General features: G+C 74.4%; 16 protein-coding genes. 9 read left to right on the forward strand and 7 right to left on the reverse strand.

What is annotated here, in order from left to right:
- The first annotated feature begins 36 nt into the window (after positions 1-36).
- Entirely contained in the window at positions 37-1539 is a 1503-nt protein-coding gene (locus ACP4IX_RS25800) for a PLP-dependent aminotransferase family protein (protein ID WP_426523092.1), read from the forward strand.
- A 139-nt stretch (positions 1540-1678) separates the two neighbouring features.
- Here the strand turns inward: ACP4IX_RS25800 and ACP4IX_RS25805 are convergent, their stop codons facing one another.
- Both ACP4IX_RS25805 and ACP4IX_RS25810 read right to left on the reverse strand, forming a co-directional pair.
- On the reverse strand, positions 1679-3472 hold the full coding sequence (locus tag ACP4IX_RS25805) for a hypothetical protein (protein WP_426556802.1): 1794 nt from the start codon (positions 3470-3472) through the stop codon (positions 1679-1681).
- A gap of 61 nt (positions 3473-3533) precedes the next feature.
- Entirely contained in the window at positions 3534-3728 is a 195-nt protein-coding gene (locus ACP4IX_RS25810) for a hypothetical protein (protein WP_003977410.1), read from the reverse strand.
- Positions 3729-4059: 331 nt separating this feature from the next.
- Between ACP4IX_RS25810 and ACP4IX_RS25815 the strand changes: the two genes are divergently transcribed.
- From ACP4IX_RS25815 to ACP4IX_RS25835, 5 genes are all read left to right on the forward strand, one after another.
- On the forward strand, positions 4060-4452 hold the full coding sequence (locus ACP4IX_RS25815) for an ankyrin repeat domain-containing protein (protein ID WP_426523090.1): 393 nt from the start codon (positions 4060-4062) through the stop codon (positions 4450-4452).
- 334 nt (positions 4453-4786) lie between these two features.
- A complete protein-coding gene (locus tag ACP4IX_RS25820) occupies positions 4787-6205 on the forward strand; it encodes a HEAT repeat domain-containing protein (RefSeq protein WP_426523089.1) in 1419 nt (472 codons plus the stop codon).
- A gap of 322 nt (positions 6206-6527) precedes the next feature.
- The gene (locus tag ACP4IX_RS25825; RefSeq protein WP_426556804.1) at positions 6528-7655 is read left to right on the forward strand and encodes a glycosyltransferase family 4 protein; all 1128 of its coding nucleotides are present in this window, start codon (positions 6528-6530) and stop codon (positions 7653-7655) included.
- Positions 7652-8809: a glycosyltransferase gene (locus tag ACP4IX_RS25830; protein ID WP_426556805.1), complete on the forward strand. Its 1158-nt coding sequence runs from the start codon at positions 7652-7654 to the stop codon at positions 8807-8809. The genes ACP4IX_RS25825 and ACP4IX_RS25830 overlap by 4 nt, the downstream gene beginning before the upstream one ends.
- Positions 8806-9654, forward strand: a complete 849-nt coding sequence (locus ACP4IX_RS25835) for an SGNH/GDSL hydrolase family protein (protein ID WP_426556807.1) — start codon at positions 8806-8808, stop codon at positions 9652-9654. The genes ACP4IX_RS25830 and ACP4IX_RS25835 overlap by 4 nt, the downstream gene beginning before the upstream one ends.
- A 92-nt stretch (positions 9655-9746) precedes the next feature.
- On the opposite strand, the gene ACP4IX_RS25840 is transcribed toward ACP4IX_RS25835, so the two are convergent.
- The 5 genes from ACP4IX_RS25840 to ACP4IX_RS25860 all read right to left on the reverse strand — a co-directional run bounded on the left by ACP4IX_RS25840 (position 9747) and on the right by ACP4IX_RS25860 (position 14253).
- Positions 9747-10616, reverse strand: coding sequence for a biotin-dependent carboxyltransferase family protein (locus tag ACP4IX_RS25840; protein WP_426556809.1), 870 nt, complete (start codon positions 10614-10616; stop codon positions 9747-9749).
- Positions 10613-11239, reverse strand: a complete 627-nt coding sequence (locus tag ACP4IX_RS25845) for a 5-oxoprolinase subunit B family protein (protein WP_426523084.1) — start codon at positions 11237-11239, stop codon at positions 10613-10615. Before ACP4IX_RS25845 ends, ACP4IX_RS25840 begins: the two co-directional genes overlap by 4 nt.
- The gene (locus tag ACP4IX_RS25850; protein ID WP_426556811.1) at positions 11236-11994 is read right to left on the reverse strand and encodes a LamB/YcsF family protein; all 759 of its coding nucleotides are present in this window, start codon (positions 11992-11994) and stop codon (positions 11236-11238) included. The genes ACP4IX_RS25845 and ACP4IX_RS25850 overlap by 4 nt, the downstream gene beginning before the upstream one ends.
- Positions 11995-12100: 106 nt before the next feature.
- On the reverse strand, positions 12101-12934 hold the full coding sequence (locus ACP4IX_RS25855; RefSeq protein ID WP_426556813.1) for a putative hydro-lyase: 834 nt from the start codon (positions 12932-12934) through the stop codon (positions 12101-12103).
- A complete protein-coding gene (locus tag ACP4IX_RS25860) occupies positions 12931-14253 on the reverse strand; it encodes an MFS transporter (protein WP_426556815.1) in 1323 nt (440 codons plus the stop codon). Before ACP4IX_RS25860 ends, ACP4IX_RS25855 begins: the two co-directional genes overlap by 4 nt.
- Before the next feature lie 176 nt (positions 14254-14429).
- On the opposite strand from ACP4IX_RS25860, the gene ACP4IX_RS25865 reads away from it, so the two are divergent.
- From ACP4IX_RS25865 to ACP4IX_RS25875, 3 genes are all read left to right on the forward strand, one after another.
- Complete coding sequence (locus tag ACP4IX_RS25865; RefSeq protein WP_426523080.1) at positions 14430-15125, forward strand: GntR family transcriptional regulator; 696 nt, start codon at positions 14430-14432, stop codon at positions 15123-15125.
- Positions 15126-15322: 197 nt separating this feature from the next.
- The gene (locus tag ACP4IX_RS25870) at positions 15323-16849 is read left to right on the forward strand and encodes a hypothetical protein (protein ID WP_426556817.1); all 1527 of its coding nucleotides are present in this window, start codon (positions 15323-15325) and stop codon (positions 16847-16849) included.
- Positions 16850-16970: 121 nt separating this feature from the next.
- Positions 16971-17852, forward strand: a complete 882-nt coding sequence (locus tag ACP4IX_RS25875; protein ID WP_426523078.1) for a hypothetical protein — start codon at positions 16971-16973, stop codon at positions 17850-17852.
- Positions 17853-17905: the final 53 nt, after the last annotated feature.

Raw genomic sequence — 17905 nt, forward strand, 5'->3', positions numbered from 1 at the left:
AACCATGGCCAATTCGGGGAAGGTGGACTGATTTCCATGGCGCAGTGGACCTCGGCCGTGGGGGCGGGTCAGCTGGCCCGGCTGCTCGGCTCCCAGCAGGACCGCCCGGCCGGGCCCGGCTCCCGCCGTCCGCCCGCCTATCGTGCTCTCGCCGACGGCATCCGGCTACTGGTGCTCGAAGGGCGCGTACCGGTCGCCGCCCGGCTGCCCGCCGAACGCGAACTGGCCCTGGCCCTGACCGTCAGCCGCACCACGGTCGCCGCCGCCTACGAGGCACTGCGTGCCGAAGGCTTCCTGGAGTCCCGGCGCGGCGCGGGCAGCTGGACCGCCGTACCGGCCGGGAACCCCTTGCCGGCGCGCGGTCTGGAGCCGCTGCCGCCCGAGGCGCTCGGCTCGGTGATCGACCTCGGCTGCGCGGCGCTGCCCGCGCCCGAGCCCTGGCTCACCCGTGCCGTGCGGGGAGCCCTGGAGGAGCTTCCCCCCTACGCGCACACCCACGGCGACTATCCGGCCGGACTGCCCGCACTGCGCGCGATGATCGCCGAGCGCTACACCGCGCGCGGGATCCCGACCATGCCCGAGCAGATCATGGTGACCACGGGGGCGATGGGCGCCATCGACGCCATCTGCCACCTCTTCGGGGGGCGCGGTGAGCGCATCGCGGTGGAGTCGCCCTCGTACGCCAACATCCTCCAGCTGATGCGCGAGGCCGGGGCCCGGCTCGTTCCCGTCGCGATGGCGGAGGGGCTCACCGGCTGGGACGTGGACCGCTGGCGCCAGGTGCTGCGCGAGGCGGCGCCCCGCATCGCCTACGTCGTCGCCGACTTCCACAACCCCACCGGCGCGCTCGCCGACGAGGACCAGCGGCGGCGGCTGGTGGACGCCGCCCGCTCGGCGGGGACGGTGCTCGTCGCCGACGAGACGATGAGCGAGCTGTGGCTGGACGACGAGGTCGAGATGCCGCGCCCCGTGTGCGCCTTCGACCCGGCCGGGTCCACGGTCGTCACCGTCGGCTCCGCCAGCAAGGCCTTCTGGGCCGGGATGCGCATCGGCTGGGTCCGCGCCGCGCCCGACGTGATCCGCAGCCTGGTCGCCGCGCGCGCGTACGCCGACCTGGGCACGCCCGTACTGGAGCAGCTGGCCGTGAACTGGCTCTTCAGCACCGGCGGCTGGGAACAGGCCGTCCAGGTGCGGCGCGAGCAGGCCCGCCAGAACCGGGACGCGCTGGTGACCGCGGTACGACGGGAGCTGCCCGACTGGGAGTTCGAGGTGCCGCGGGGCGGGCTCACCCTGTGGGTGCGGACCGGTGGCCTGTCGGGCTCGCGGCTGGCCGAGGCGGGGGAACGGGTGGGGGTCCGGGTTCCGTCCGGACCGCGTTTCGGGGTCGACGGGGCCTTCGAGGGCTACGTCCGGCTGCCGTTCACCGTAGGCGGCGCGGTGGCCGAGGAGGCGGCGGTGCGCCTGGCCGCGGCGGCCCGGCTGGTGGCGAACGGGGGCGCCGCCGGAGGCGGCGAGGCACCGCGGACGTTCGTGGCGTGACGAGGTGTGGAGCAGGGCGGGGAAGGAGGCGCTGAGAGAAGGGGGCGCGGCGCCGGTGGCGAAGCCGGGGCGGCGGTGGGACGGCTCCGGCCCGGCCGGCCCCGTCGGGTGCCCGGTGACAGGCGTCAGGTGCCGGGTGTCAGGAAGCCTCCGCCGCGACCGCCTTGGCCGCGACCGTCTCCGAGGGAACGCACTCCGACGGAACGGGCTCTGACGGAACGGGCTTCGACGGAACCGGATCCGCCATCGCCTTCACCGCCGTCGTCTCCCTCGCTGCCGGGGCCGGCTCGGCGTCCGTCGCCGGCTTCTTCGGCCCGGTCCCGGCCTCGGGCCTGGCCGGGGGGTCCTTCTTGTCGGTGGACACGGGCTCCGGTTCCGGTTCCGCCGCCTCCGCGGGGATCGGCGCCCGCTCCCCGTCCGCCGGCGTCGTGCGCGGTGGGAGCAGGTCCAGCACCGCCTGCCGGTGGGCCTCGCTCGTCGCGTCGTCGTAGGGGTCCGGCGTGGCCGGGACCTGGAGGCGGTGCACCGGGCCGGTGCCCAGACGGGCGTAACCCCGGCCGGGCGGGACCTGGTCGACGGGGGTGGTGTGCGGGGGAGCGCCCAGCACGGCCGTCAGCTCGTCCGCCGTGGCCGGGCCGAGGACGACACGCGCGCGCGTGTGCTGCCGTACGGCATCGCTGAGGCTGTCCAGGGCGTCCAGCTGATCGGCGACGACCACGGTCACGTGTGCGGCGCGGCCGTGCCGCAGCGGGATCTGGAGCAGGGACTGCGGGTCCCGGCGGCCGTCCGCGGCGGCCAGGTGCGCGAACGCGCTCGGCCGGTCCACGAAGACCCACAGCGGCCGCCTGGTGTCGTCGGGTGCCGGCCGGCCCTCCTGGCGGGCGCGGTTGACGGAGATCAGCCGGCGTTCCGTCTCGGCGGCGGCCCACTCCAGGCTGGTCAGTGCCCCGGTGAGGCCGCACTCGACGGCCAGGACGCCGTCCCGGCCGACCAGGCAGGCGTACTCACCGGTGCCGCCGCCGTCGACGATCAGCAGGTCGCCGTGGTGCAGGGCCTGCAGCGCGACCGAGCGCAGCAGGGTGGACGTGCCGGTTCCGGGCTGTCCCAGGACCAGCAGGTGGGGCTCGGTCGAGCGGACTCCGGTACGCCAGACGACCGGCGGCACGTCGCGCCGCTCCTCGCCGTGGGTGAGCGGGAGGGTGCGCTGGACCCGGGTCGGGTCGGTGAAACCGAGGACGGTCTCGCCGGGCGCCGTCACGAAGCGCTGGGCGGCGATGTCGGTGGGGAGCGCCGCGAGCACGTCGACGCAGAGGTGGTTGGCCTCCTCGTCCCACGTGAAGTGGTACTCCCGGCCCCGGCCGGACTTCGCGGCGAGCAGGTGCTCGATCCGGGCGCGGGCCTCGGCCTCCCCGTCGGTGAAGTACGCCGGGTAGCGGATGACAAGGTGGGCGAAGCGGCCGGTGTCGTCGAACTCGTACGCCGGGAACGCCTTCTCCCACGCGCCGCCGTGGGCGTACAGGGGGTCGGGGTCCTCGGCGACGGAGAAGTACGGGACGAGCGCCTCGTAGAGCGACATCAGGCGCCTGGTCTGGGAGGCGTCGGGGCCTTCCGGCTCCGGCGGGGTGCGGTCCCTGCCCTGCCAGGCTGCCGCCGCCATCAGAGCGATGACGGCGAGCAGCGGGCCGTACGGCACGAGTGCCACGACCAGGACCACCGAGGCCGCCAGGAACAGCAGCGCGCCGCGCCGGTCCTTGGGGGTCTCGCACCATCTGCGCCGCGCGGCCGCGGCCAGGCGGCGCAGGCCGCGGGCGATCGTGATCAGCGGCTGGAGGACGTCGGTGGCGCTGTCGGCCGCCGTCCGGGCCAGCTCCCGGCTCCGGGCGAGCTGTGCGCCGCCGTTGCTCAGAATGCGGGGGAGGGGCCGCCGGGCCACTGCTGCCTCCTGGAATCGCGTACGTACGTACGTGCGGGTGTTCGGACGGGGGAGACGGGCCTCAGAACTTGATTCCGCCGAGGAGGCCCGCCAGGCTCTCGCCGCCTGCCTTGATGCTCGGGGCGATGGCCGTACTCGCCAGATAGAACCCGAACAGGACGGCGACCAGCGCGTGCGAGGCCTTGAGGCCGTCCTTGCGGAAGAAGATGAAGACGACGATGCCGAGCAGGACCACGCCTGAGATCGAGAGGATCATGTGAGTTCTCCTGGTTCGCGGGGACAGTCACCATGAGTACTTCCAGGCTCACAGGATGTATCCATACGATAAAAGGTGCAATTGGGGGAAATTCGGCAGAATTACCCCAGGTGGCGGAGTGCTCCCCTGGGCCGGTTGAGCAGCGCTGTTGCGCCCGGCGGGGTCCGTGCTGATCTTTACCTCGGGCACTTCGGCTCATGTGCCGCACGAGCCAGTACCCTGGCGATTCACTCGTACGGCCGCGCCGCTCGCGGCCGTACGCACACACAGTCCCCGACGTTCGTCACGTTCGAGACGTCCGCAACGTACGTAGTGAGAGGTGGTCCGGCCGATGAGTGAAGCCCCCGACCCGGAGGTCGTGGAGCTGGCGACCAAGATCTTCGATCTGGCCCGGCAGGGGCGGACCGAGGAACTGGTGGCGTATGTGGACGCCGGCGTTCCCGCCAATCTCACCAACGACCGCGGTGACTCCCTCGTCATGCTCGCCGCCTACCACGGTCACGCCGACGCGGTGCGCGCGCTGCTGGCCCGTGGCGCCGAGGCCGACCGCGTCAACGACCGGGGTCAGACCCCACTCGCCGGAGCCGCCTTCAAGGGTGAGACGGACGTGACCAGGGTGCTTCTGGAGGCCGGCGCGGACCCGTCCGCGGGCACCCCGTCGGCCGTCGACACGGCGCGGATGTTCGCCCGGACGGAGCTGCTGGAGCTGTTCGGCGCCCAGTGACCGGACGCCGTCCCGGAACCGCTCCGGGGCCGCTCCGCATATCCTGACCAGGGAAAACACGAAAAACGGGGGAGGCGGTACCGGGCCGCCGAAATTTCGGTCGCGGCAGATGTGACCGCCGGGTCATCATGACGACGTGGTTCACGGACGCGATGGCTGGGCAGGTGTTGCCGCACCGCGCGGGCCGTGACACGGCCCGCACGGGCCATCGACGAGAGGCAGAGGAACATGGTCTTCAGCAAGCAAGAGACGGCGGGCGCTCCGACGTGTTGGCGCACGGCCAGGTAACGCGTGTTCCCCGGTTGCGTCGACGCTTGATGTGAGGCTGTTTCCCATGTTCGATCCGGTCATAGCGCCCAGCGGTACGCTGCTCGGCCTGCTTCAGCGGGGTCGCGGCGACGGCACGCTGCACGCGCTCACCGCTCCGCGCGCCGAAGCGCTCGCGGCACTGAACCACTGTGTGCTGCACGACCCCCGCCACGACTGGCAGGTCGAGAACCGCTCCCTCTACTACGCCCGCCTCTACCTCGACCTGAACGGCGAGCTGGACGCGATCGAGGCCCATCTCTTCGACCCCGAGGACATCCTCGACGGTGACGAGTCACGCACCGGGCTCGCCCTCGCGGTCCTCGGTCACCTCGCCTCCTACGGCAGGCTGGACGCGCTCGAGCTGTTGCGCGGGTACGCCGCCCACGGCGTCAACTGGGCGTGGGCCCTCGACGAACTGGCCCTGCGCGACGACGACGCCGGACTTCGCGCCCTCGCCGCCCCCGTCCTGGCACGCTTCCCGCGCGACGCCGAGGGCGACGCCGAGCTGGCCGTCGCCGTGCGGGACGCCTTCGAACCCCGGCCCTGGCGACTGTGGGCCGACGATCCACGCGAATCGATCGCCACGCGCGTGCGTGCCGCCCACGAGGCGGGCTCCTTCGACCGCTGGCAGCGGCAGATGAGTCCCACCGGACCGCGTCCGGGCTGGAGTGTGCGGGCCGTGTTCGAGTGGGCCCAGCAGGGCGTCGAGCGCGGCGCCGCGCTCCATGTGCCGGCCGCCCGGTGTCTCACGGCCGTCGCCGGCCCCGAGGACCGGCCCGAGATCGTCGAGGCCGCGCGCTCCGGCGACGAGGGTGCCCGCTGTACCGCCCTGCGCTATCTCGCCGACGGCAACGACCCGGACGCCCTCGACCTGATCCAGGGCGCCGTGAGCACCGGCTCGACGCCGGTCGTGGAGGCGGCCGTCGCCGCTTTCGAGCGGATGCGCAGCCTCGCCGCCGTCGACCTCGCGCGCCGCTGGGTGCACCGGCCCGACGCCCTGGGCGCCGCCGCCGGACGCGTACTCGCCTGCCGGGGTGGAGCGCAGGACCGCGACCTCGTCCTCGCCGCACTGCGGGAGGCGGTACGCGGTGAAGGCCCCGACGCGTCGACCCTGTGGACCCTCGTCGACGGCACCGGCCGGCTCGGCATCGCCTGCGCCGCCCCCGTACTGCGGCACATCTACCGTGAGACGGCCTCCTCCCACCTGCGCGGCCGGGCGGCTCGCGCGCTGGCCGCCACCGACCCCTCCTTCGCCGCGGGCTTCGCCATCGAGTGCCTGTGGGACTGCGAGGAGACGACTCGCGAACTCGCCGCCCGCCATGCCGAGACCGGCGACAACCGCGTCGTCGAACGGCTGCGCAGGCTCGCCGCCGACCCGGCCGAGGAGGACGAGGTCCAGACGGCCGTGCGCAGCCGCTTCGGGCCGGACGCGCCCGCCGTGTGAGCGGGCGGCGACCCGTCCCCGCGCGAGGGACGGGGCCCGTGGCGGAGCGGGTGGCGAGGGCCGTGGTGGAGCGGGGGGCGGGGACCGCTGCCGAGCGGGTCGGCCACCGCCGGCGAGTGAGCGCTGCCGTCGCGCCCGCCCGCCGGTGGCGGCCCGCCCGGCGGCCGGCGGCCCTCCAAGTGAACGACGGGTGACCCGCGGGGCAGGCGGGCATGGCCGCGGACCGACCCGCTCGGGTGGGCAGGTCAACGCTCATGGGACGTTCCTCGCCAGGAAAGATCGACGTTGACGCGAGCACGTCCAATCCGGCGACAACACCGGTATGCGTGTCGTCATCGTGACCGAATCCTTTCCCCCCGATGTGAACGGCGTCGCCCACTGTGCGCTCCAGACCGCCCGGCACCTCGTCGACCGCGGTCACGACTGCGTCGTCGTCGCTCCGGCCACCGCTCCCGGCGGCGAGCCGGACACCTCCGCCCCGTGCCCCCTCGTCCGGGTCCCCTCCCTCCCGCTCCCCGGCTACCCCCAGGTCCGCGTCGCCCTGCCCAGCCGGCGCGTGGCCGCCGCGATCGCCGAGCACCGTGCCGACCTCGTCCACCTGGCCAGCCCGTTCGTCCTCGGCGTCCGGGGCATGGCCGCCGCGACCCGGCTCGGCGTCCCCGCCGTGGCCGTCTACCAGACCGACCTCGCCGGATACGCCCGTACGTACATGGGGACGGGCGAGGCCGCGGCCTGGCGGCGCATCCGCTCCGTGCACGCCGCCGCCGACCTCACTCTCGCCCCGTCCAGTGCGGCCCTGGGCGACCTTCGGGCGCACGGTGTGCCCCGGGCCGCGCTGTGGCCGCGCGGGGTGGACACCGCCCGCTTCCGGCCCGGCCGGCGGGACGAGTCACTCCGCCGCGAACTGGCCCCGGACGGTGAGCTGATCGTCGGCTACGTCGGGCGGCTCGCCCCCGAGAAGCAGGTGGAGCTGCTGTCCGGCGTCTGCGGCCTGGACGGCGTGCGCGTCGTGGTCGTCGGCGACGGACCCAGCCGGAGCGGCCTGGAGCGGGCCCTGCCGGGCGCGGCGTTCCTCGGCCGCCGCACCGGCGACGAACTCGCCCGGGTCTTCGCCTCACTCGACGTCTTCGCGCACACCGGCCCCTTCGAGACCTTCTGCCAGACCGTGCAGGAGGCCATGGCGAGCGGGGTGCCCGTCGTCGCGCCCGCGGCCGGCGGCCCGCTGGACCTCGTCACCCACGGGCACACCGGGGTGCTCGTGCCGCCCGGCGACGCCGCCGCCGTACGGGACGCGGTGTGGTCCCTGGCCGCCGACCCCGCGCTGCGGGCCGCGTACGGGGCGGCCGGGCGGGCGGCCGTCGAGGGGCGGACCTGGGCGGCCGTCGGCGACCGGCTGATCGGGCACTACTCGGACGTGCTGGCCTCGCGGAAGGCGGTGCTGGCGGCATGAACGGGCTGCGGATCGTCCGGCTCGCCAACTTCGTCGCCCCCGCGTCCGGCGGACTGCGCACCGCCCTGCGCGAGCTGGGCAAGGGCTTCCGGGAGGCCGGACACGACCCCGTCCTCATCGTCCCCGGCGAGCGCGCCGACGACCGGGAGACCGAACAGGGCCGCGTCATCACCCTCCCGGGACCGCTGCTGCCGGGCACCGGCGGATACCGGGTCCTGACCGACAGCCGGCGCGTGGCCGCGCTGCTGGAGGAACTGGCACCCGACCGACTGGAGGTGTCCGACCGCACGACGCTGCGCTGGACCGGCAAGTGGGCCCGGCGGGCCAGGGTCCCCGCCATGATGGTCTCCCACGAGACCACCGACGGGGTGCTGCGCGCCTGGGGCCTGCCCGAGCGGACCGCCCGGCGCACCGCCGACGCACTCAACACCCGTACGGCGCACACCTACGCGCGCGTGGTGTGCACCACGGAGTTCGCCGAGCGGGAGTTCGTCCGCATCGGGGCCCGCAACGTCGTACGGGCGCCCCTGGGCGTCGATCTGGCCGGGCGGCACCCGGCGCTGCGCGATCCGGGGCTGCGCGCCCGGCACGCGCGCGTGGACGAGACCCTGCTGGTGATGTGCTCCCGGCTGTCCGTGGAGAAGCGGCCCGGCACGGCACTGGACGCGCTGGCGGCGCTCCGGCGGCGCGGCGACCGGGCGGTACTGGTGGTGGCCGGGGACGGGCCGTTGCGCCCGCGGCTCGAACAGCGGGCGCGGGAGCGCGGGTTGCCGGTGACCTTCCTCGGGCATGTCGCCGACCGCGGGCTGCTCGGCGCGCTCCAGGCGTCCGCCGACGTGTGCCTGGCGCCCGGACCGGCCGAGACCTTCGGACTCGCCGCGCTGGAGGCGATGGCGTGCGGCACGCCCGTGGTGGCGAGCCTGTCGTCGGCGCTGCCGGAGGTGATCGGCTCCGCCGGGGCGGTCGCCGCCGACCACGGGGAGGCCTTCGCGGACGCCGTGGACCTGCTCCTCGAACGCCTGGAGGCGGACCGGCGGGAGGCGGCACGCGCGCGTGCGGAGTGTTTCGGCTGGGACTCGGCGGTCGACGCGTTCCTGGCCGCGCACGACGCGACGGCTCCCGCACCACCGGTGTCGCCGGAGGCCGTGTCATGAGACGCGTCCGGTTCGTGGCCCTCGGCGACTCGCTGACCGAGGGCGTGGGCGACCCGCTGGGGAAGGAGTGGCGCGGCTGGGCGGCGCTGCTCGCCGCCGGGCTCGCCGAGGAGCCCGTGGAGTTCACCAACCTCGCCCGCAGCGGAGCGCAGACCCGTGACGTGGCCGAGCGGCAACTGCCGGCCGGCATCGCCCTGCGCCCCGACGTCGTGTCCGTCGTCGTCGGCGTCAACGACACCCTCCGCCGCACCTTCGACCTCGGCGCCGTCGCCGCCCGGCTCGACACGGTGTACGGCGCCTTCACCGGGCGGGGCGCGCTGCTGCTCACGGCGTGCCTGCCGGACCCCGGGGCGATGCTGGGGCTGCCCGGCGTGCTGGCCCGCCCGCTGGCCCGGCGGCAACGGGCGGTCAACGCCGTGGTGCACGCCCTGTCCGACCGGTACGGGGCCGTGCACCTGCACGCGCGCGAGGGCGACTGGATCAGGGACCGCGCGATGTGGAGCGCGGACCGGCTGCACCCCGGCGAGCTGGGCCACCGGCAGCTGGCCCTGCGCTTCCACGCACTGCTCGCCGAGCGCGGCGACGCCACCGGCCCCGCGCCCTCGCCGGACAACGAGTTCCCCGCCCCGTCCCGGTCGGCGAACCTGTGGTGGCTGGCCACCGCCGGCACCGGCTGGGTGGCCAGGCGCTGCACCGACCTGCTGCCCCAACTGGTGACCCTGGCCGCCGACGAACTGCGGCACCACGCGCGCGGGACGAGCGCCCGGCTCGACCTGCGCACGTCCGCCGCGGTCTCCGCCGCCCTGGCGGCCCTGGCGACGCCGGAGCGGCCGGAGGCGGCGTGACGGGCCGTGCCCGCCCGGCCGGAGGCAGCGCAATGCCGGGCGTGTCCGGACGCCGACGGCGCGCCGTCCTCCCGCCCGCGGGTCCGGCGGGGTCAGCCCCCGCGCACGGACACGAAGCGCACCGGTGTCCCCGGTACCGCCTGGGCCGCCGCCGGGAGGTCGGTGGCGCGGGCGACGCCGATCACCGGGTAGCCGCCGGTCGTCGGATGGTCGGCCAGGAACACGACCGGTCTGCCGTCGGGCGGCACCTGCACCGCCCCCAGCACCATGCCCTCGCTGGGCAGTTCGCCCGTGCGGGAGCGGTGCAGGGCGGGTCCGTCCATGCGCAGTCCGATGCGGTTGCCCGCGGGCGACACCCGATAGGTGCGCGAGACGAACGTCCGTACCGCCTCCGGCGTGAACCAGTCGGCCCGCGGACCCGGCGCGACGTGCAGGACCAGCTCCGTAGGGGGCGCCGGCTGCGGGGTGACGTCCACGCGCGCGTGCGGCCCGTGCGGTCGCCCCAGGGGCAGCACCATGCCGTCCGTGAGGGGCGGCGGCCCGAGGCCGGACAGCAGGTCGGTGGAGCGGCTGCCGAGAACCGCCTCGACGAGGACGCCGCCCGTAACGGCCACATAGGTGCGGACGCCGGAGTCGGCCGCCCCGACGTCCAGCAGCGCACCGGCCGGCACGGCGACAGGCGCGCCCCAGGGCGCCGGCCGGCCCTCCACCGTCACCGGGCAGGGAGCGCCGCCGGCCGCCACCGTCACCGCGCACCGCGGGCGCAGGGCACAGCCGGTCAGTGTGGTCTCCAGGACGGCGGCGTCGGGCGGGTTGCCGACCAGCCGGTTCACCAGCGCCGCCGCCGGCGCGTCGAGTGCTCCGGAGCGGGGGACACCGAGGTGCGCGTGGCCGGGGCGTCCCCGGTCCTGCACGGTGGTCAGGGCCCCGGCCCGGACGACGGCGATCGCACGGTCCGTCATGAACCCGCCTGGCGTCCGCGGGACACGAAGCGCACGCGCGTGCCCGGCGACAGCAGCGCCGCCGGCACGCGCCTGTGGTCCCACAGCACGGCGTCCGTGGTACCGATCAACTGCCAGCCGCCCGGCGACGAGCGCGGGTACACGCCCGTGTACGGCCCCGCCAGCGCCACCGAACCCGCCGGGACGGCGGTGCGCGGGGTGCCCCGGCGCGGGGCGTCGTACCGCGCGGGCAGACCGGTCAGATAGCCGAAGCCGGGCGCGAAACCGCAGAAGGCGACCCGGAACTCGGTGCCCGCGTGGATGCGCGCCACCTCCTCCTCCGGCACTCCCCAGTGCGCGGCGACGTCGGCCAGGTCCGGACCGTCGTAGCGGACCGGGATCTCGACGACGGGCCCCGTGCGCGGGGGAGCGGGCGGCACCTCGGCGGCGGTCAGTTCGGACGCGAGGCGGGCCGGATCGGTGAGGCCGTCGAGGAGGACGGTGCGGGCCGCAGGGACGATCTCCCGGGCCGCGAGCGTGCCCTCCGCGCGGCGCCGCAGCAGCTCCGCGTGCAGCGCCTCGGCCTCCTCGCCCGAGGCGACCTCGACGAGCAGGGCGTCGTCACCGACGGGCAGGACGTTCATGCGAAGGCCTCCACGCGCACGCCGGAGGCCTCCAGCCGCTCCCGCACCCGGCGCGCCAGCTCCACCGAGCCCGGTGTGTCGCCGTGCACGCACAGGGAACGTGCGCGGACGCCGATCCGCGCCCCCGAGAGGGCGGTGACGGCGCCGGAGACGGCCAGTCCCGCCGAGCGTTCCACGACGGCGTCCGGGTCGGCGACCACGGCGCCCTCCTGCCCGCGTGGCACGAGCGTGCCCTCGTCGGTGTACGCGCGGTCCGCGAACGCCTCCGTGACGACGGGGAGCCCGGCCCGGCCGGCCAGTTCCAGCACACGCGAGCCGGGCAGCCCCAGCACGGGCAGGGCGCCGCCCGCGAGGACCACCCCGTCGACGACCGCCGCGGCCTGCTCCTCGTCCCGTACCACCCGGTTGTACAGGGCGCCGTGCGGCTTGACGTACGCCACGCGCGTGCCCGCGGCCCGGGCGAAGACCTCCAGGGCGCCGATCTGGTAGGCCACCTCGGCCGCCAGCTCGCCGGGCGGCACGTCCATCGCGCGCCGCCCGAAACCGGCCAGATCCCGGTAGGAGACCTGTGCGCCGACACGCACGCCCCGCTCGGCCGCCGACTCGCACACCCGCCGCATGGTCGCCGGGTCCCCGGCGTGGAAGCCGCAGGCCACGTTGGCACTGGTGACGACCGGGAGCAGGCCCTCGTCGTCGGTGAGCCGCCAGCGGCCGAAGCCCTCGCCGAGGTCGGCGTTGAGGTCGATCGAGGTCATGTCTCCAGTGTCTCCGCTGTCTCCGGGGGTTTCCGCTTCCGCTTCCGCTTCTGCTTCTGCTTCCGTTTCCGTTTCCGTTCCGGGACGGGTCTCCCCGGCTCCGCCGTCAGGTCACGCGGTACTGCTCGTCACGGGCGTCCGTGAGGAACATCTGCCCCGGCGCGTGGGTGAGGGCGAACGGCGGACGCGAGGCCATGACCGCCGCCTGCGGGGTCACTCCGCAGGCCCAGAACACCGGGATGTCGTCCGGCGCGATGTCCACCGGGTCGCCGAAGTCCGGCCGGTCCAGGTCGTCGATGCCCAGCGCCGACGGGTCGCCGCAGTGCACCGGGCCGCCGTGCACCGCGGGGAGCAGGCTGGTCTCGTGGATCGCCGCCGACAGGTGCGCGGGTGGCACCGGGCGCATGGACACCACCGTCGGCCCGCGCAGCCGCCCGGCGGGACGGCACTGCCGGGTGGTGACGTACATGGGGACGTTGCGGCCCTGCTCGACATGGCGGACCGGGACTCCGGCCGCGGTGAGCGCCCACTCGAAGGTGAAGCTGCAGCCGATCAGGAACGACACCAGGTCGTCCCGCCAGTGGGCGCGTACGTCCGTCGGCTCGTCCACCAGCTCGCCGTCCCGCCACACCCGGTAGCGCGGCAGATCGGTGCGCAGGTCCGCGCCGTCGGCGAGCGCGGTGGTCCAGGACCCGGGGTCCGTGACGTCGAGCACGGGGCAGGGCTTCGGGTTGCGGGTGCAGAACAGCAGCATGTCGTACGCCCAGTCGGCGGGCACCGAGATCAGGTTGGCCTGGGTGTGGCCGGCGGCGATCCCGGCCGTGGGGCCGGCCAGCCCTTCCCGGAAGCGGGAGCGGGCCGTTTTCGGGCTCCACGCGCGCGCGTGCTCGTGGGCGAGGACGATCGGCCGGTCGTCGGCCGGGTGGTGCGAGCGTTTCACGTCAGTTCCTTTCCACGCGTCTCCGGCAGCCCCAGCAGAGCCAGCGCCGCGATGCCGTAACCGATGGCGCCGAACACCAGCGCGCCGCCCACGCCCCAGCTGTCGGCCAGGAAGCCGACCGTGGTCGGGAAGACGGCGCCCACGGCGCGTCCGGTGTTGTACGTGAAGCCCTGTCCCGCGCCCCGTACCGCCGTCGGGTACAGCTCGCTCAGGTAGGAACCGAAGCCGCTGAAGATCGCCGACATGCAGAAACCGAGCGGGAAACCGAGCACCAGCAGCAGGGTGTTGGCGCCGCTCGGGATGTTCGCGTACGCCAGGATGCACAGCGCCGACAGCAGCGCGAAGAGCCAGATGTTGCGCTTGCGGCCCAGCAGGTCGGTGAGGACGCCGCCCGTGAGGTACCCGATGAAGGCGCCCGAGATCAGGAACGTCAGGTAACCGCCGGTGCCCACGACCGACAGGTCGCGCTCGTCCTTCAGATAGGTCGGGACCCAGGTGGCGAGGGTGTAGTAGCCGCCCTGGACGCCGGTCGAGAGCAGACTGGCGAAGAGCGTGATCCGCAGCAGTCCCGGCGAGCCGGCCGTGCCCGGCCTGAAGATCGCCGCGAACGAGCCCTTCGCCGGGTCCTTCCGGCGGGCCGCGGCGGCCTCGGGGGCGTCGTGGACGCTGCGCCGCACCCACACCACGAGCACCGCGGGCAGCGCACCCGTCCAGAACATGATGCGCCACGCGAGGTCGTCACCGGCCAGCGAGAACACCAGCGTGTACACGACCACCGCCAGTCCCCAGCCCACGGCCCAGGAGCTCTGGATGGCGCCGAGCGTGCGACCGCGGTGCTTGGCGCTCGCGTACTCGGCGACCAGGATCGCGCCGACCGCCCACTCGCCGCCGAAACCGAGGCCCTGCAGTGCGCGGAAGACCAGCAGCGTCTCGTAGTTGGGCGCGAAGCCGCAGGCCACCGTGAACACGGCGTAGGTGATCACGGTGAGCAGTAGTGCCTTGACCCGGCCGACGCGGTCCGCCAGGACGCCCGCGAGGGCGCCGCCGACCGCCGAGACGACCAGCGTGACCGTCGTGAGCAGACCGGTCTGGCCGCTGTCCAGGCCGAAGTACGCGGCCAGCGCGACCATGGTCAGCGGCAGGGTGAAGTAGTCGTACGAGTCGAGCGCGTAGCCGCCGAACGCGCCGCCGAAGGCGCGGCGGCCTTGTGGACCGAGGGCGCGCAGCCAGCCGAACGGGCCGTCGTCCGGGACGTGTTCACCCGTGCCGGAAGGACGGGTTGCGACGGGCAGTGCCTGTGGTCGAGGGGGTGTGCTCATGGTGCACCTCGCAGTGGGAGGACGGAGGGTGCTTGCCGAGAGTGAGCCGGTCGGTACGGCGGCGCGGTGCGCGGAGCGGGCGCCGTGCCGACACGTGAGGGCACCGTAGGGGATCGTTCAACGATCCCTCAATACCCCTGTTGTTTCGTTCTGGTATCTGCGATTGAATTCCGGGCATGGCAGAGCAGTTGACGGGACTCGCGGACGACCGTGCCCTCCTCGGGCGTACCAGCACCGCCGAGCGGGTCTCCGACATCCTCAGAAGCCGGATCGCCGAAGGCTACTTCCCGCCCGGGACCCGGCTGTCGGAGGACAGCATCGGCGGCGCGCTCGGGGTCTCGCGCAACACGCTGCGCGAGTCGTTCCGGCTGCTCACCCATGAACGCCTGCTCGTCCACGAGCTGAACCGGGGCGTCTTCGTCCGGGTCCTGACCGTCGAGGACGTCGAGGACATCTACCGCACCCGCGCCCTCGTCGAGTGCGCCGTCGTCAGGGGCCTCGGAGAGCCGCCGTACGCCCTGGACGGACTCGCCGGGGCCGTCGAGGACGGGCGCCGGTCGGCCCGTGAAGGTGACTGGAAAGGTGTGGGTACCGCCAACATCCACTTCCACCGGGAACTGGTGGCCCTGGCCGGCAGCGAACGCACGGACGAACTGATGCGCAGCGTCTTCGCCGAACTGCGCCTCGCCTTCCACGTCGTGGACGACCCGCGCCGCCTGCACGAGCCGTACATCGCGCGCAACGCGGAGATCCTCGAAGTCCTGGAGTCCGGCGAGCGGGAGGCGGCGGAGCGGCTTCTCGCGGTCTACCTGGAGAACTCGCTGGAGCGGGTCGTGGAGGTCTACCTGCGGAGGGTCGGGGACGAGGGATAGCCCACGTACCCCGGAGCGTCCCCCCCGGGGCGCCCCCGGAGCGCACCCCCCAGAGCGGCCCCCCCCCAGAGGGCCCCCCAGAGCGGCCCCCGCCCAGAGCGCCCGGGAGTCCCCCGGAGCGCCCGCGGAGCCCGTCGCGTCGGGGCCCATCTGCGTCGTTTGGGTTGTTGTCAGACCGAGGACCTAGTCTGTGCACCGTGACTTCGCCTGCATCGACGGACAGCGTTCCGCCCCAGCTCAGCGCGGGGCCGCGCCCTGCCCCGGGCCCGGCCGCCGACGAGGGACTGGCGCGGCGGCTGCGCGCGCTCGCCTGCACGGCGCCGCTGCACGACCTCGACGTACGCAAGGCGAACCTCGCGGGTGAGTACTCGGTGTACGGCATGGCCGAGGTCGCCCTCGCCGCCATCGACCTCGTCACGCTGAACATGGACTTCGACACGGGCGCCGACCACGACCAGATAGTGGCCCGGCTGATCCCGCGCGTCGCCGCCCAGGCCCCGGCACGGCCCGCCGCCGAGCACGAGCGGGTGGCCCGCTGGGTCCTGGAGAACCTGATCAACGTCGGCAGCGTCGACCGCGGCTTCCGCGCGGTGTACGGCACGTTCGGGCCGGACGGCACCTATGTGCGCCGCGACTACGGCTTCAAGCTGCTCGAAGAGGTCCCCGGCCCGGGCGGCACCGTCTACCTGCGCACCACGGACGAGGCGGTCAACGTCCTCGTCGGCGCCCTGGACACCGACGTCACCAGCGCCCAGATCGCCGCCGAGGTCAAGCTGGAGGTGCTGATCAGCCGGGGCCGCCTCGCCGACGCCCAGCTCGCCGCCGAACAGGCCCGGTACCGGACCGTTCAGTACTCGGAGACCCTGCGCCGGGCCCTGGACGCCACCCGGCGCAACGTCCGCGCGGTGGACTGGCTGAGCGCCGTCCCCGACATGATCGCCGAGGCCCTGGACCACGTCGCCGACAGGTACCGCCACGAGAACGCGATCCTCACCAACATCCGCAAGGCCCGTGACGAGTCCGAGGACCCCGAGCACAAGCGTCGCGCCGCCGAGCTCGTCGACATCGTCAAGGACTGCATCCGCCGCCACACCCAGCTCCAGTCCCGGCTGCTGGAGGCCGGCCCGCTCTTCCGCGCCGAACAGGACCGGCAGGCCTTCGCCACCCCTCTGACGACCTCGGGCCTGGACCTGTACGGCCATCTCCTCGCCCCCGTCCTGCCGCTGCCCCTGGAGCGGGCGCTCCGGGTCACCGACGCCTTCTTCGCGCGCGGCACCGGTCTGCGTACGCCCGTCTCCGTCCGGGTCGGCGACCTCGTCGACATACTGCTGACCCCGCCGGTGGAGCGGGAGCACCTCGGCGCCGAGATGCCGGAACCCGACCTGATCGCCACCCCGGACGACAGCCGCTTCAGCGAGGAACAGCTGGCCGCGGCCATGGAACTGCTCGACCTGCCGCACGACGCGCCGCGCCGGCTGTCGGGGCTGCTGGCCGACGCCCGCACCCGCGACGCCGAACTGCCGTACCTCGTCGCCCTGCTGGCCGTCCACGCGGCCAGCCCGCCCGTCGGCACCGCCTACCGGCAGGGCGAGCCGAAACTGCTGTTCGCCGTGGACGACGGCACCGAGCTGGACGACCCCGAGTTCGGCGGTGCCGACCTCATCGTCGGCACGGCACTGCTGGACGCGGCGGGGATGGCCGCGGACCGCACGGAGGCGGCATGAGGACGCGTCGGCGGCACCGGCGGCAGCCCCTGGAGCACCGTCAGCATCTCGAGCGGCATCCACACCGACTCGAGCAGCACCAGCACCAGCACCAGCACCAGCACAGCGAGGAGTACCGACCGTGACCGAGCACGTCGACCGGAGCGAACCGGAGGCGGGTGCCGCGTCGGCCGCCACGGCCGTCACGCCCGCCGACGCCGCCGACGCGGCGCGGCTCGTCGCCTTCGGCCTCCAGCCCAAACTGCTGCCCGCGCGCGACCAGGAGTACGCCGACCTGCTGCGCCGGTACCGCGAGGACCCGCCGTTCGCACGGCTCGCCGACGCCGTCGCCGCCGGCCTCGGACTGATCGTCCTGGAGGTGTCCCCGCGCGCGGGGATGGCCGTGACCGCCGCCGAGGACTCGGTCTTCGCCGTCCGCATGGGCGACTACGCGCGGCGTGCCGCCACCGACTCCGGCGACCGCTTCCTGCACGGCCTCGCCCACCTCGCCGTGGCCGCCATGGCCTACCCGCGCCCCGAGGACCTCGCCGACGACGGCTACATCGGCCGCGTCACGGTCAACGGCGTGGACGCCTTCGTCCGCCAGGCCTGCCGCCGGCTGGAGGAACGGGCGCAGGAGCAGGGCGAGAACACCGACCCGGCGACCGACGCCCCGGGCCTGGAGGCCGCCTGGCGGATCTGGGTCAGACGCAGCGCGACGGGCGCCACCAAGGACGCGCGCAGACTCCCCGGGTCCACCACCGGCATCGTCGGGAAGGCCGCCGCCTTCCTCACCGAGTCCGGCTTCCTCCAGCGCACCGGCGACGACAACGGCGGCACGTACCGCACGACGGCCCGCTACCAGCTCCAGGTGCGCGACATGGCGGGCAGCGCCGCCATGGCCGAGCTGCTGGACCTGGGCATCGTCCCGGTGACCGACGGCACCGCGACGCTGCTGCCCGCCGAGGAGACGGACGACCTGGAGCTGGTGGCCGACGCCGGCCTGCCGTTCCACTCCTCCTGACACCGCCCGAACCAGCCCCCCCGCACCCCACTTTTCACGAAGACTTACGAGAG

It is taken from the genome of Streptomyces sp. WG5 (assembly GCF_049974565.1).
Lineage (GTDB): Bacteria > Actinomycetota > Actinomycetes > Streptomycetales > Streptomycetaceae > Streptomyces.

Excerpts from the sequence above, each read along its gene's own strand:
- ACP4IX_RS25800 (WP_426523092.1), top strand. The coding sequence starts at position 37 with ATGGCGCAGTGGACCTCGGCCGTGGGGGCGGGTCAGCTGGCCCGGCTG.
- ACP4IX_RS25810 (WP_003977410.1), bottom strand. The coding sequence starts at position 3,728 with ATGATCCTCTCGATCTCAGGCGTGGTCCTGCTCGGCATCGTCGTCTTC.
- ACP4IX_RS25815 (WP_426523090.1), top strand. The coding sequence starts at position 4,060 with ATGAGTGAAGCCCCCGACCCGGAGGTCGTGGAGCTGGCGACCAAGATC.
- ACP4IX_RS25820 (WP_426523089.1), top strand. The coding sequence starts at position 4,787 with ATGTTCGATCCGGTCATAGCGCCCAGCGGTACGCTGCTCGGCCTGCTT.
- ACP4IX_RS25825 (WP_426556804.1), top strand. The coding sequence starts at position 6,528 with ATGCGTGTCGTCATCGTGACCGAATCCTTTCCCCCCGATGTGAACGGC.
- ACP4IX_RS25830 (WP_426556805.1), top strand. The coding sequence starts at position 7,652 with ATGAACGGGCTGCGGATCGTCCGGCTCGCCAACTTCGTCGCCCCCGCG.
- ACP4IX_RS25835 (WP_426556807.1), top strand. The coding sequence starts at position 8,806 with ATGAGACGCGTCCGGTTCGTGGCCCTCGGCGACTCGCTGACCGAGGGC.
- ACP4IX_RS25840 (WP_426556809.1), bottom strand. The coding sequence starts at position 10,616 with ATGACGGACCGTGCGATCGCCGTCGTCCGGGCCGGGGCCCTGACCACC.
- ACP4IX_RS25845 (WP_426523084.1), bottom strand. The coding sequence starts at position 11,239 with ATGAACGTCCTGCCCGTCGGTGACGACGCCCTGCTCGTCGAGGTCGCC.
- ACP4IX_RS25850 (WP_426556811.1), bottom strand. The coding sequence starts at position 11,994 with ATGACCTCGATCGACCTCAACGCCGACCTCGGCGAGGGCTTCGGCCGC.
- ACP4IX_RS25860 (WP_426556815.1), bottom strand. The coding sequence starts at position 14,253 with ATGAGCACACCCCCTCGACCACAGGCACTGCCCGTCGCAACCCGTCCT.
- ACP4IX_RS25865 (WP_426523080.1), top strand. The coding sequence starts at position 14,430 with ATGGCAGAGCAGTTGACGGGACTCGCGGACGACCGTGCCCTCCTCGGG.